The organism is Cellulomonas endometrii, assembly GCF_949769265.1.
GTDB lineage: Bacteria > Actinomycetota > Actinomycetes > Actinomycetales > Cellulomonadaceae > Cellulomonas > Cellulomonas endometrii.
The window spans coordinates 1-12260 of record NZ_CATKPC010000003.1 but is presented as its reverse complement, the minus strand read 5'-3'; the positions used below and the strand labels follow the sequence as shown (position 1 = coordinate 12260).

Here is a 12260-nt window from a genome sequence, read left to right as displayed (position 1 = left end):
CCGGCGGACCGGGCACCCTTCGACGCACGACGCGACACGGAACGAGGAGAGCGTGGCTGAGCTGGTCTTCTTCTGCGGCACGATGGACTGCGGCAAGTCCACGCTCGCGCTGCAGATGCACCACAACCACAGCGCCCGCGGGCGCGGGGGCGTGCTGTTCACCCGCAACGACCGGGCCGGCGAGCACCGGCTGTCCTCCCGGCTCGGCCTGTCCGTGCCCGCCCACGAGGTCACCGACACGACGGACTTCTGGGCGGAGGTCGTGGCGCGGCGCAGCGCGGGGCGCCCCGTGGACTTCCTCATCTGCGACGAGGCCCAGTTCTACTCCGAGGAGCAGGTCGAGCAGCTCGGTCGCGTGGCCGACGACCTCGACGTCGACGTCTTCGCGTTCGGCATCACCACCGACTTCCGCGCGCAGCTGTTCGCCGGCTCCGCGCGCCTGCTGGCCCTGGCCGACCGCGTCGAGACGCTCCAGGTGCAGGCCCTGTGCTGGTGCGGCGCCCGCGCGACCCACAACGCCCGGACCCTGCACGGGGTCATGGTGGTGGAGGGCGCGCAGGTCGTCGTCGGGGACGTCGACGTGCTCGACGCCGACGATGACTCCGTGGGGTACGAGGTGCTGTGCCGCCGCCACCACCGGCTGCGGATGACCGCCCGGACCTCGGGCGCCGCGGCGATCTCGCCGCAGACCCTGGACCTGGACCTGCTCGGCGAGGGCTGACCCCGCGAGGGCTGACCCCGCGAGGGCACGGCCCCGCCCGCCGGTCGGGCTGCGGGCGCTACTCCGGCTTCGCCCCGAACACGATCTCGTCCCAGCTCGGCACCTTCGGGCGGCTGCGGCGCCCGCCGCGGGACCGCGTCGCGGCCTCGTCCGGGCGCGCGGCGGCAGCCGGCTCGTCGGTGTCCGCGGCCGGCGGCTCCTGCCCCGGCTCGAGCGCGACCGGCTTCTCCGGCTCCTCCGCCGCGGGGCGGACCGGTGCCCGGTAGATCCGCGCCTCGGCGGCGGCGTCGGCGTCCACGGGGTGGGCCCCGGGCGCCGGCGGCTCGTCGAGCTGGCCGAAGTCGAACGCGTGCTGCGGCCCGAAGCCGGGGAACGCGTCGTCGTCCGCGTCGTCCTCGAGGTCGAGGGACTGCCGCACGCCGCGCCGGGCCCGCAGGTCGTCGAGCAGCTCGTGCGTCGCGCGCAGCTCGTCGGCCGGGTCCTCGTCGGGCTCGGCGTGCTCCCCGTGGGACCCGGGCGAGTCGACGGCCGCGAGCACGGGGCGCACGTCGGCGTCCACGTCGAAGACCACGTCCCGCACCGCGGACAGGTGCCGGCGGGGAACCGGGCCGTCGGCGATCTCGGTCTCGGACAGCCAGCGCGCCTCGTCCTCCTCGGCGTGCACCGCGCGGGCGGACGCGTCGTAGGTCCAGCGCGCCTCCCTGACGTCGTCCTCGACGGGGAACCGCGCGACCACGGTCCAGCCGCCGCCCGCCTCGCGGAACGCGTCCCACTCGAGCGCGTCGGTGTCCACGCCGCGGGCGGCGAGCCGGTCCACGACCAGCTCGCCCAGCACCGGGGCGCCGACGTCGCGGCCCACCCGGGTCCCTCGGGCCTGCTCGGCCACGAACTCGCGCTCGGCCAGGACCGGGCCCTCGAAGCGCCGGACGTGCTCGACGGTCACCCCGGTCTCGTCGGCGATCTGCTGCGCCGACTGCCCGGCGCGCACGCGCGCCTGGATCTCCCGCGGGCTCGGCACGCCGGACTGCTCGGCCCGGATCTGCTCGAGCTGCGGCCTGTCCCGGCGCACGGCGGCACGGAGCGGCTCGTCGATGTGCAGCCGGTACCGCTGCCCGTCGGCCGCCGCGAGGACGAGGTGCTCCCCGTCCTCGTGCAGCCCGATCAGCTCCAGCTCAGCCATCACGTCTCCCATCATCCCGCGACGAGACTGCCACCGCCCGCCCCGGATGCCGTGGAGGCTGGGCGGTGCGCCGTCCAACTGCCCCGGCTGCCATGATCTCCCCTGTGTCCGTCGACCTCCCGCTGCAGCCGGTGCTCGAGCTGCTCGGTGTGTTCGTCGGCGCGCTGTCCGGCGGGCTCGCGGCCGTCCGCAAGGGCTTCGACATCTTCGGGATCGTGGTGCTGGCCTGGGTCGCGGGGCTCGGCGGGGGCATCCTGCGCGACGTCCTCATCGGCGCCGTGCCGCCCGTCGGGATCGCGAACTGGGAGTTCGTCGTGACCGCCTGCGTCGCCGGGCTCGTCACCTGGGCGGCGCACCCCGGGCTCGGCCGCCTGCGCCGGTTCGTGCTGGTCCTCGACGCCGGGGCGCTGGCGCTGTTCACCGTCGTCGGCACCGTGAAGGCCCTCGAGTACGGGACCGGCGTCACCGCGGCGGTCTGCGCGGGCGTGATCACCGGCGTCGGCGGCGGCGTGCTGCGCGACCTGCTCACCGGGGAGGTGCCGGTCGTCCTGCACCACCGCCAGCTGTACGCGATCCCGTCCGTGCTCGGGGCGCTGCTCACGGCCGTCCTCTGGCAGCAGGGGGCCCTGTCGGTGCCGACCGAGGTGCTCGCCGTCGTGGTGGTGCTCGGCACGCGGCTGCTGGCGCTGCGGTTCCGCCTGCAGGCGCCGGGGCCGTGGGAGCCCGGCAGCGCCCGGATCGGGCGGGCCGGCCGGGAGGGACGGGCGACGCGCACGTCCCGGGGGACCCGCGTCGAGCGGGCCGGCCGGGGTCCCGGGCGCAGGCGGGGCGTGCCGGTCCGGCCGGACGGCTCCGGGCCGCTCGTGCGGTGGGTGGCGCGGCTCCGGCGCGGCCGCGGCAGCGGCGGGGCCGCCCTCGGCCCCCGCCGGGCGGGCCGGGCGGGGGGCCGCCGCGGCCGCCGGTCGGGCAGGATGGTCGGCGTGACCAGCGCCCCTGAGCCCACGCCCGTCCCCGACACCGACACCGCCTCCGACGCAGCCCCCGCCACCACGGCGCTGCCCGACCCGGGCCAGGTCCGGGCCCTCATGGACCTGGCCGAGCGCCTCGCGCGCTCCGCCGGCGACCTGATCCGCGACGGCCGCCCCGAGCGGGTGTCCGTCGCCGCCACCAAGTCCAGCGAGGTCGACCCGGTCACCGCCATGGACCTGGCCTCCGAGGCGCACCTGCGCGCCCTGCTCGCCGAGCACCGCCCGGACGACGGCGTCCTCGGGGAGGAGGACGGCTGGGTGCCGGGGACGACGGGCCTGACCTGGGTGCTGGACCCGATCGACGGCACCGTGAACTACCTCTACGGCGTCCCGGCGTACGCCGTGTCGGTCGGCGTCGTCGCGGGCGAGCCGGACCCGGAGCGGTGGACGGTCGTCGCGGGCTGCGTGCACGCGGTCCCGGACGGCCGGACCTACACGGCGGGGCGCGGGCTCGGCGCCTACCGGGACGGCGACCGCCTCGCGGTGAACGCGCCGCGGTCGCTCGCCACGTCGCTCGTCGGGACGGGGTTCGGGTACCGGGCGGAGCGGCGGCGGGCGCAGGGCCGGGTGCTGGCGGAGCTGCTGCCCCAGGTGCGGGACATCCGGCGCATCGGGTCGGCCGCGCTGGACCTGTGCCGGGTGGCCGAGGGGACGCTCGACGTGGTCTACGAGCGGGGCCTGAACCCGTGGGACGTCGCGGCCGGCGAGATCATCGCGAGAGAGGCAGGCGCGCAGGTCACAGGCCTGCGCGGGCGTGCTGCCAGCTCCGACATGACGGTCGTCGGGCCGGCGGAGACGGTCGCGGCGCTGGCCGCGCTGCTGGCGGATCTGGGTGCCGACGCCGACGACTGAGCGCGGCGTGGCGCCCCGCCCCGAAATAGGGCACAATCCGGGGCGCCTGACGGGAACAAACATCGCCTCCGGTGACTTGAGCCCGCGTACGCCGATCCACCGAACAGACGGAGCGTGACCACACCTCATGGCAACCGACTACGACGCCCCGCGCAAGACCGAGGAGGACCTGAGCGAGGACTCGCTGCAGGAGCTCCAGGCCCGGCGCTCCGACAAGAACTCGGGCGTGGTGGACGAGGACGAGACCGAAGCCGCTGAAGGGTTCGAGCTCCCCGGCGCGGACCTGTCCGGCGAGGAGCTCTCGGTCCGGGTGCTCCCGCGCCAGGCCGACGAGTTCACCTGCTCCAAGTGCTTCCTGGTCCATCACCGCAGCCAGCTCGCCTACGAGAAGGACGGCATGCCCGTCTGCTCGGAGTGCGCTGCCTGAGCCGCACCCGGGCGCGCGCCGTGCGCGCCCGCACCAGCCGTCACGACGCCGGCCGGACCCCCGAGGTCCGGCCGGCGTCGTCGTCCGTGCCGCCGGTCGCGAGCAGCGCGGCCGCCAGGGCCGCGGGGCGCCGCGTCGACACCACCCAGTAGGGCGTCGGGTCCGCCGGGTCGTCGAGCTCGACGCGCACCGCCGTGCGCACCCACCCCCGCAGGCACAGGTGCGCGCGGGCGTCGAGGCCCGGGCCCAGCGCGTGCCGGGTGGCGTCGGCGTCCAGGGGCTGCGGGTCGCGCAGCAGCGTCAGGGGGATGTGCGCCGACCCGGCGTGCAGCTCGCCGTCCTGCACCCGCACGCGGGTCGCGGACCGGACCGCCACCACGCCGGCCAGCACCAGCCCGGCGACCGCGCCGGCGATCCCCGCGCCGGTGCCGACCGGCCACAGCGCGATGCCGAGCATGGCGGCGAGCGCGGGCACGGCGACCCAGCCGGTGGGGGACGGCCAGAGCCGCTCGTCGAACGCGGGGGTGGTGGTCTGCACGTGCCCAGCATCCCACCCGCGCGGCGGTAGGGTCGGGGCCCGTGACGGACGAGACCCTGACCATCCAGCTCCGCCGGCTCGACGAGGGCGTGCCCGTCCCGGTGTACGCGCACCCGGGGGACGCGGGCGCCGACCTGGTGACCCGGGTCGACGCCACGATCGCCCCGGGGGAGCGGCAGACCCTGCCCACCGGCATCGCGATCGCGCTGCCCGAGGGGTACGCGGCGTTCGTGCACCCGCGCTCCGGGCTGGCGGCGAAGCACGGCCTGACCATCGTGAACGCGCCGGGGACGGTCGACGCGGGCTACCGCGGCGAGATCGCGGTCACGCTGCTCAACACGGACCGCTCCGAGCCGGTGGTGCTGCGCCGCGGCGACCGGGTGGCGCAGCTCGTGGTGCAGCGCGTCGAGCGTGCGCGGTTCGTCGAGGCCGACGAGCTCCCGGAGTCGGTGCGCGGCGCGGGGGGCTTCGGGTCCAGCGGCGGCTGGGCCTCCGCCCCCGGCGAACCCCGCTAGGTGCACCGCACCGTGCGGTCTACTGTGGACGTGTACGTGCCCGCGCGGCGGGCGACCCGGGGAAGGGACTGAGGGTGGCGCTATTCCGGCGCGGTGCGAAGGCTCGCACCGCCCAGGACGAGACCGAGGGCGGCGTGGACGTGGCCCCCGGCGCGACGGCAGAGCCGGCCGAGCCGGCCGCCGACCTCACGGCCGAGCCGGGGGTGTCGTCGCCCGACGCGGTCGCCGCGCCGGTCCCGGACCGCTCCGGCGGCCCCTGGGACTCCACCGAGGACGTCCCCGCGGGCCCGCGTGTCGACCTGGGCGCCCTGCGGCTCCCGGGGGTCAACGGCATGGAGCTCCGGATGGAGATCGACAAGAAGTCGCAGGTCGTCACGGCCGTCGGCGTCACGCTGGACGGCTCGACGCTGCAGATGCAGGCGTTCGCCGCCCCGCGGACCGACGGCATCTGGGACGAGATCCGCGAGGAGATCGGCGAGTCGGTCCGCAAGCAGGGCGGCTCCGTGGACGACGTGCCCGGGCCGTTCGGCCGCGAGCTGCTCGCCCGGCTGCCCGTCCGCACCCCCGAGGGCCGCACTGGCCACCGCCCCGCGCGGTTCGTCGGCGTCGACGGTCCCCGCTGGTTCCTGCGCGGCGTCATCACCGGCCGCGCGGCGGTCGACGAGGAGGCCGCCGTGAAGATCGAGGACCTGTTCCGCCGCACGGTCGTGGTCCGGGGCACCGAGGCCCGCGCCCCGCGCGACCTGCTGGCGCTGCGCCTGCCCGGGCAGGCCGACGGCGTCACCCCCCAGACGGCGCCCGCCGCGGCGCCCGCCGTCGCCGACTTCGACCCGCTGAAGCGCGGGCCCGAGATCACGGAGATCCGCTGACATGACACCCCCCGTGTCGCTGCGAGAGAGCCTGCGCAAGGCCGTCGCCTCCCAGGAGGAGATCGAGGCCGACGAGGAGCGGGAGGACGCGGTCCGTGCGACGGGCTGCACGCCCGTCGCCGCCACCACGGACCGGCACCGCGTGAAGGTGTCGGGCGTCATCCGGTCCGTCGTGCTGCGCCCCCGGCAGGGCGTGCCCGCGCTGGAGGCCGAGCTGTACGACGGCAGCGGCACGGTCCAGCTCGTCTGGCTGGGCCGCCGGGAGATCGCCGGCATCGAGCCGGGCCGTCGCCTGAAGGTCGAGGGCCTCGTCTGCTCCCGCGAGGGCCGGCGGTCCATGTTCAACCCCCGCTACGAGCTGCGCGCGCGCCCCGGTGAGTGACCCGACGCCCGCGCCGGGCGCCGCCGTGCCCGCCCGCGGGATGCGGGCGCTCGACGCCGAGGAGTTCTCGTTCGCCGAGGCCGTCGGCGGGGTGCGCGGGGCGGTCGAGTCCGTCGCCCCGGGCCTCGTGTTCGTCGTCGTGTTCGTCGCCGGGGGCCAGCGTCTCGCGCCCGCCCTGATCGCGGCGGCGGCGACCGCCCTGGTCGCGGTGGTCGCCCGCCTCGTGCAGCGCAGCCCGCTGACGCAGGCCCTGTCGGGCGTGCTCGGCGTGGGCATCGGCGTGATCTGGGCCTGGCGGTCCGGGCGGGCGGAGGACTACTTCGCCTGGGGGCTGCTGACCAACGTCGGGTACCTCGCCGCGTTCGTGGTGTCCGTGCTGGTGCGGTGGCCGCTCGTCGGCGTCGTGGTCGGGCTGTTCCGCCCGGACGGCCCGATGTCGTCGTCCGGCTCGTGGGCCGGGGCCGTCGCGTGGCGCCAGGAGCCGGCCCTGCGCCGGCGGTACGCGCTCGCGACCTGGCTGTGGGCCGGGATGTTCGCGCTGCGCCTGCTGGTCCAGGTCCCGCTGTACTACGCCGGCGAGGTCGCCTGGCTTGGGACCGCCAAGCTCGTGATGGGCGTCCCGCTCACCGCGGTCGTGCTGTGGGTGAGCTGGATTCTGGTACGCGGCTCGACAGCAGCGCGGCCAGATCCTGCTCAGACGCGTCCCGCCCCGTGACGAACAGCAGCTCGTCGCGGCCCTCCAGCGTGTCGTCCGGGCTGGGGGAGAACGGCCGGTCGTCGCGCACGACGCACGCCAGCACCGTGTCGGCGGGCCACGCGATCTGACCGACCAGCCGACCCGCGAGCGGGGAGTCCTCGGGGAGCGTGAGCTCCAGGATGTCGGCGCCGGACTGGTGGAACGTGAAGATCCGCACCAGGTCGCCGACCGAGACGGCCTCCTCGATCATCGCCGTCATGATCCGCGGCGTGGACACCGCGACGTCGACGCCCCAGGCCTCGTCGAACATCCACTCGTTCTTCGGGTTGTTCACCCGGGCGACGGTGCGCGGCACGCCGTACTCGGTCTTCGCGAGCAGCGAGATGACCAGGTTGGCCTTGTCGTCGCCCGTCGCGGCCACGACCACGTCGCACTCGTCGGTGCGGGCCTGCGTGAGGGTGGGCAGCTCGCAGGCGTCCGCGAGCAGCCAGTCGGCGTCGGCGACCTGCGCCACCCGCATCGCGGACGGCTGCCGGTCGATGAGCGTGACCTCGTGGTCGTTCGCGAGCAGCTCGCGCGCGATGGACCGGCCGACGGAGCCTGCCCCGGCGATGACGACCCTCATGCCTTCACCTCCGGTGCCGCGGTGACGATGCGCTCGACGGTGGCGGACTCGTCCCGCCGCATGAGCAGGTGCACGATGTCGTTCTCCTGCAGGACGGACTGGGCGTCGGGGAGCACCCCGTCGCCGTAGCGGGTGACGAAGGCGACGCGGGCGCCCGTGGCGTCCTCGATCGCGCGCAGGGGCCGGCCCACCCAGCCCTCGTGCACGTCCACCTCGGCCAGCACGATGTGGCCGGACGCGTCGGTGTACACGCCGGTGGCGCCCATCGGCAGCAGGCGGCGGAGCACCTGGTCGGCGGTCCACCGCACGGTCGCGACCGTCGGGATGCCGAGGCGCTGGTAGATCTCCGCGCGGTGGGGGTCGTAGATGCGGGCGACGACGTTCTCGACGCCGAACGTCTCGCGCACGACGCGGGCGGCCAGGATGTTGGAGTTGTCGCCGTCCGACACGGCCGCGAAGCCGAACGCGTCCTCGATGCCGGCCTGCTGCAGCGTGTCCCGGTCGAACCCGAGCCCGGTGACCTTGCTGCCGGCGAACTCGGGGTCCAGCCGGCGGAACGAGTCGGGGTTCTGGTCGATCACCGCGACGGAGTGGCCCGCGCTCTCCAGCGACTGCGCGAGCGTGGCCCCGGCGCGGCCGCAGCCCATGATGACGAAGTGCACAACGCGGAACGCTATACCTAGCGCGCACTCCACGGGGACCCAGGAGGTCCCGGTCACGCCCGGGCCCCGTGGGGCCTAGCATGGTCACTCGTGCCGGACCTCGGAGATGCCGCCAAACGTTTGCTGCTGGGCCGACCGGTCCGCAGCGAGAACCTCGGTCACACCCTCCTGCCGAAGCGGATCGCGCTGCCGATCTTCGCGTCGGACGCGCTGTCGTCCGTCGCGTACGCGCCGGACGAGGTGCTGCTGACGCTCGCGCTGGCCGGTGTCGGGGCCACGATGATCTCCCCGTGGGTCGGTCTGGCCGTCGTCGTGGTGATGGCGACCGTCATCGCCTCGTACCGCCAGAACGTGCACGCGTACCCGTCCGGCGGCGGCGACTACGAGGTCGCGACCGTCAACCTCGGCCCGCGCGCGGGCGTCACCGTGGCGAGCGCCCTGCTCGTGGACTACGTGCTGACCGTGGCGGTGTCGGCGTCGTCGGGCGCGCAGTACGCGGCGTCCGTGCTGCCGGCCCTGCGCGGCCACGAGGCGCTGTTCGCCGTCGCGGTGGTCGTGCTGCTCGCGCTGGCGAACCTGCGCGGCGTGAAGGAGTCGGGACGGGCGTTCGCCGTCCCCGTGTACCTGTTCATGATCGCCGTCGGCACCGTGGCCGTCGTCGGGTTCGTCCAGTACCTGACCGGGAACCTGCAGCAGGCGGCCACGCACGACCTCACGATCGTCCCGTCGAGCGGCTTCGAGCACGGGCTGTCCGGCGCCGCCGGCGCGTTCCTGATCCTGCGGGCGTTCGCCTCCGGCTCCGCCGCGCTGACCGGCGTCGAGGCGATCAGCAACGGCGTCCCGTCGTTCCAGAAGCCGAAGTCGCGCAACGCCGCCACCACGCTGCTGCTCCTCGGGACGCTGTCGGTGTTCCTCATCATGTCGATCCTCACGCTCGCCCGGCTCACGGGCGTGCACTACGTGGAGGACCCCGCGACGCAGCTGCTCCGGGACGGCGTCCCGGTCGGCGAGGACTACGTGCAGGACCCGGTGATCGGGCAGCTCGCGCAGACCGTGTTCCACTCGTTCCCGCCCGTGTTCTACGCGGTCGGCATCGTCACCGGCCTCATCCTCGTGCTCGCCGCCAACACGGCGTTCAACGGCTTCCCGGTGCTCGGCTCGATCCTCGCGAAGGACGGGTACCTGCCGCGCCAGCTGCACACGCGCGGCGACCGGCTCGCGTTCTCCAACGGCATCGTCGCGCTGGCCGCCGGGGCGATCGCGCTCATCGTCGCGTTCGACGCCCAGGTCACGCGGCTGATCCAGCTGTACATCGTGGGCGTGTTCGTGTCGTTCACGCTGTCCCAGCTCGGCATGATCCGGCACTGGACGCGCGAGCTGCGCACCCAGCCCGACCCGGCCCGCCGCACGCAGATGGTGCGCTCGCGCGTCATCAACGCGGTCGGGTTCGGCATGACCGCGACGGTGCTGGTGATCGTGCTGATCACCAAGTTCATGCTCGGCGCCTGGATCGCGATCCTCGCGATGATCGTCGTGTTCATCGGCATGCAGGGCATCCGGAGGCACTACGACACCGTGCGCGACGAGCTCGCCCTGGGCGAGGACCTCACGTCCGCGCGGGCGCTGCCCAGCCGGGTGCACGCCATCGTGCTGGTCTCGCACCTGCACCGCCCGACGATGCGCGCGATCGCCTACGCCCGCGCGTCCCGGCCGCAGGTGCTCGAGGCCGTGACCGTCGGCGTCGACCCCGCGGAGGCGCAGGCGCTGCGCGACCAGTGGGAGGCGATGGACCTGCCGGTGCCGCTGCGCATCCTGGACTCGCCGTTCCGCGAGATCACGCGGCCGATCATCACCTACGTCCGCTCGATCCGGCGGGACAGCCCGCGGGACCTGGTGGTCGTCTACATCCCCGAGTACGTCGTCGGGCACTGGTGGGAGCAGCTGCTGCACAACCAGAGCGCGCTGCGGCTCAAGGGCCGGCTGCTGTTCACCCCCGGGGTGGTCGTGGCGTCGGTGCCGTGGCAGCTCGCGTCGACGGAAGGTCAGACCGGAATGGAAGAGCACGTGCGCAGGACGACGTCCCGTGGGCTCTGAGCGGAGGGCCGCGGCGGCCGGGCAGCCGTTCGCGGGCGACGTGGTGGAGCTGGAGATCGGACCGGTGGCCCACGGCGGTCACTGCGTCGCGCGGCTGCGGACCGCGGGCGACGACGGCCCCGGGCGGGTGGTGTTCGTGCGGCACACCCTGCCGGGCGAGCGCGTGCTCGCGCGGCTGACCGACACCGGCAGCACGGCGTCGTTCTGGCGCGCGGACGCCGTCGAGGTGCTGGACGCGTCGCCGGACCGGGTGGAGTCGCCGTGGCCGGAGTCCGGCCCCGGCGGCGTCGGCGGCGGCGAGCTGGCCCACGTGCGGCTCGACGCGCAGCGCGCCTGGAAGTCCGCGGTGCTCGGCGAGCAGCTGCACCGGCTCGCGAAGGTCGACCGCGACGTGCCCGTGCACGCGCTGCCCGGCGACGACGAGCGCGGCGGCCTCGGGTGGCGGACGCGCGCGTCGTTCCTCGCCGACCGCGAGGGCCGCCTCGGCATGCGCCGGTTCCGCTCGCACGACGTGCTGCACGTGGAGCGGATGCCGCTGATGAGCGACGCGCTCGCCGAGCTGGACCTGCTCGGCCGGCGGTGGACGGGCGGCGTCCGGGTCGACGCCGTCGCCCCCGCCGACGGGGACCAGCCGGTCGTGCTCGTCGACGACCAGCCGTTCGACCTGCGCCGCGGCAAGGTCGACCCCCGCCCGAACGCCCGGTCCGCGGTGCGCGAGCGCGTCCGGGTCGGCGAGCGCGAGTGGGCGTACCGCGTCGCCGCCGCCGGGTTCTGGCAGGTGCACCGCGAGGCGCCGGCCACGCTCACCGGCGCGGTGCTCGGCGCGCTCGGCGACGTCGGCGGGGCCACCGTCCTGGACCTGTACTCGGGGGCGGGCCTGTTCACGCTGCCGCTCGCGGACGCGGTGGGCGAGCAGGGCTCCGTCGTCGCGGTCGAGGGCGACGCGCGCGCGGTCAAGGACGCCCGGCGCAACGCGCACGACCGCCCGCAGGTCGCGCTGCACGCGGGCGACGTCGCGGCGGTGCTCGGCGGCCTCGGGGGCCGGGCGGACGCCGTCGTGCTCGACCCGCCGCGGGTTGGCGCGGGGCGGGACGTCGTGCGCGCCGTGTCGGCGCTCGGGCCGGACCGCGTCGTGTACGTGGCGTGCGACCCCGCCGCCCTGGCCCGGGACGTCGCGTACTTCGCGGAGGACGGCTACGCCCTGGCGGACGTCACGGGGTACGACCTGTTCCCGATGACGCACCACGTCGAGGCGGTCGCGGTCCTCCAGCGCTGAGACGCGCAGGTCCGCCGGTGCGGAACCTCTCGCGCGCCGCCGTCCCGCGGCCTAGCGTGGAGGCGGGCGCCCGGCCCACGGCGCCCCGGGACCGGAAGGAGTCGACGATGACGACAGCGCACCAGGGTGACGCCCGCGAGTCCGCCGCGGAGGCGACGCGTCGCGTGGCCGAGGCGAGCCGCCGCGCGTCCGCCGAGCTGCACAAGCAGGGCACCCCGGACTACGACCCGCGTCAGCACCAGAAGGCCGTGGAGCGGGAGCGCCGCGCCGCCCAGGGGACCGACCGGCAGTAGGCGCGCCGTCCTCGGTCCGCAGCAGGTTCTCCGCCAGCACCTTGAGGCTGTACGGCAGCTTCTCGGTCCCGGGGACGGCGTCCAGCCGGAAGATCTCGTAG

General features: G+C 75.4%; 14 protein-coding genes. 10 read left to right on the top strand and 4 right to left on the bottom strand.

Annotated features, from left to right (window positions below; all coding sequences use genetic code 11):
• The first annotated feature begins 52 nt into the window (after positions 1 to 52).
• On the top strand, positions 53 to 721 hold the full coding sequence (locus QNH85_RS04585) for a thymidine kinase (protein WP_282944996.1): 669 nt from the start codon (positions 53 to 55) through the stop codon (positions 719 to 721).
• Between the two features lie 58 nt (positions 722 to 779).
• Here the strand turns inward: QNH85_RS04585 and sepH are convergent, their stop codons facing one another.
• Complete coding sequence (gene sepH / locus QNH85_RS04580) at positions 780 to 1901, bottom strand: septation protein SepH (RefSeq protein WP_282944995.1); 1122 nt, start codon at positions 1899 to 1901, stop codon at positions 780 to 782.
• 104 nt (positions 1902 to 2005) lie between these two features.
• On the opposite strand from sepH, the gene QNH85_RS19925 reads away from it, so the two are divergent.
• Both QNH85_RS19925 and QNH85_RS04565 read left to right on the top strand, forming a co-directional pair.
• Entirely contained in the window at positions 2006 to 3781 is a 1776-nt protein-coding gene (locus QNH85_RS19925; protein WP_346016292.1) for an inositol monophosphatase family protein, read from the top strand.
• A gap of 127 nt (positions 3782 to 3908) precedes the next feature.
• Complete coding sequence (locus tag QNH85_RS04565; protein ID WP_146835284.1) at positions 3909 to 4208, top strand: DUF4193 domain-containing protein; 300 nt, start codon at positions 3909 to 3911, stop codon at positions 4206 to 4208.
• A gap of 40 nt (positions 4209 to 4248) precedes the next feature.
• Here the strand turns inward: QNH85_RS04565 and QNH85_RS04560 are convergent, their stop codons facing one another.
• Positions 4249 to 4746, bottom strand: a complete 498-nt coding sequence (locus QNH85_RS04560) for a DUF3093 domain-containing protein (RefSeq protein WP_282944994.1) — start codon at positions 4744 to 4746, stop codon at positions 4249 to 4251.
• A 41-nt stretch (positions 4747 to 4787) separates the two neighbouring features.
• On the opposite strand from QNH85_RS04560, the gene dut reads away from it, so the two are divergent.
• The 4 genes from dut (at position 4788) to QNH85_RS04540 (ending at position 7227) form a co-directional block, all read left to right on the top strand.
• The gene (gene dut, locus QNH85_RS04555) at positions 4788 to 5261 is read left to right on the top strand and encodes a dUTP diphosphatase (protein WP_213283998.1); all 474 of its coding nucleotides are present in this window, start codon (positions 4788 to 4790) and stop codon (positions 5259 to 5261) included.
• A 74-nt stretch (positions 5262 to 5335) separates the two neighbouring features.
• Positions 5336 to 6130, top strand: coding sequence for a DUF3710 domain-containing protein (locus tag QNH85_RS04550; protein ID WP_282944993.1), 795 nt, complete (start codon positions 5336 to 5338; stop codon positions 6128 to 6130).
• Position 6131: 1 nt separating this feature from the next.
• Positions 6132 to 6512 carry an OB-fold nucleic acid binding domain-containing protein gene (locus tag QNH85_RS04545; RefSeq protein WP_428830355.1) on the top strand — a complete coding sequence of 127 codons (381 nt, stop codon included), beginning with the start codon at positions 6132 to 6134 and terminating at the stop codon, positions 6510 to 6512.
• A complete protein-coding gene (locus QNH85_RS04540; protein WP_282944991.1) occupies positions 6505 to 7227 on the top strand; it encodes a DUF3159 domain-containing protein in 723 nt (240 codons plus the stop codon). Before QNH85_RS04545 ends, QNH85_RS04540 begins: the two co-directional genes overlap by 8 nt.
• On the opposite strand, the gene QNH85_RS04535 is transcribed toward QNH85_RS04540, so the two are convergent.
• Positions 7136 to 7834, bottom strand: coding sequence for a potassium channel family protein (locus QNH85_RS04535; RefSeq protein ID WP_213283996.1), 699 nt, complete (start codon positions 7832 to 7834; stop codon positions 7136 to 7138). The genes QNH85_RS04540 and QNH85_RS04535 overlap by 92 nt on opposite strands.
• Positions 7831 to 8481 (bottom strand): potassium channel family protein, encoded by a 651-nt coding sequence (locus QNH85_RS04530; RefSeq protein WP_282945300.1) that lies wholly within the window; start codon positions 8479 to 8481, stop codon positions 7831 to 7833. Before QNH85_RS04530 ends, QNH85_RS04535 begins: the two co-directional genes overlap by 4 nt.
• A gap of 105 nt (positions 8482 to 8586) precedes the next feature.
• Between QNH85_RS04530 and QNH85_RS04525 the strand changes: the two genes are divergently transcribed.
• The 3 genes from QNH85_RS04525 to QNH85_RS04515 all read left to right on the top strand — a co-directional run bounded on the left by QNH85_RS04525 (position 8587) and on the right by QNH85_RS04515 (position 12159).
• Positions 8587 to 10590 (top strand): APC family permease, encoded by a 2004-nt coding sequence (locus QNH85_RS04525; protein ID WP_282944988.1) that lies wholly within the window; start codon positions 8587 to 8589, stop codon positions 10588 to 10590.
• Complete coding sequence (locus QNH85_RS04520) at positions 10580 to 11866, top strand: class I SAM-dependent RNA methyltransferase (RefSeq protein WP_282944986.1); 1287 nt, start codon at positions 10580 to 10582, stop codon at positions 11864 to 11866. The genes QNH85_RS04525 and QNH85_RS04520 overlap by 11 nt, the downstream gene beginning before the upstream one ends.
• A 107-nt stretch (positions 11867 to 11973) precedes the next feature.
• Entirely contained in the window at positions 11974 to 12159 is a 186-nt protein-coding gene (locus tag QNH85_RS04515; RefSeq protein WP_213283993.1) for a translation initiation factor 2, read from the top strand.
• Positions 12160 to 12260: the final 101 nt, after the last annotated feature.

Bases quoted from the DNA above. Each gene is read 5' to 3' on its own strand.
- QNH85_RS04565 (WP_146835284.1), top strand. From the start codon at position 3,909: ATGGCAACCGACTACGACGCCCCGCGCAAGACCGAGGAGGACCTGAGC.
- sepH (WP_282944995.1), bottom strand. From the start codon at position 1,901: ATGGCTGAGCTGGAGCTGATCGGGCTGCACGAGGACGGGGAGCACCTC.
- QNH85_RS04530 (WP_282945300.1), bottom strand. From the start codon at position 8,481: ATGGGCTGCGGCCGCGCCGGGGCCACGCTCGCGCAGTCGCTGGAGAGC.
- QNH85_RS04515 (WP_213283993.1), top strand. From the start codon at position 11,974: ATGACGACAGCGCACCAGGGTGACGCCCGCGAGTCCGCCGCGGAGGCG.
- QNH85_RS04535 (WP_213283996.1), bottom strand. From the start codon at position 7,834: ATGAGGGTCGTCATCGCCGGGGCAGGCTCCGTCGGCCGGTCCATCGCG.
- QNH85_RS04545 (WP_428830355.1), top strand. From the start codon at position 6,132: ATGACACCCCCCGTGTCGCTGCGAGAGAGCCTGCGCAAGGCCGTCGCC.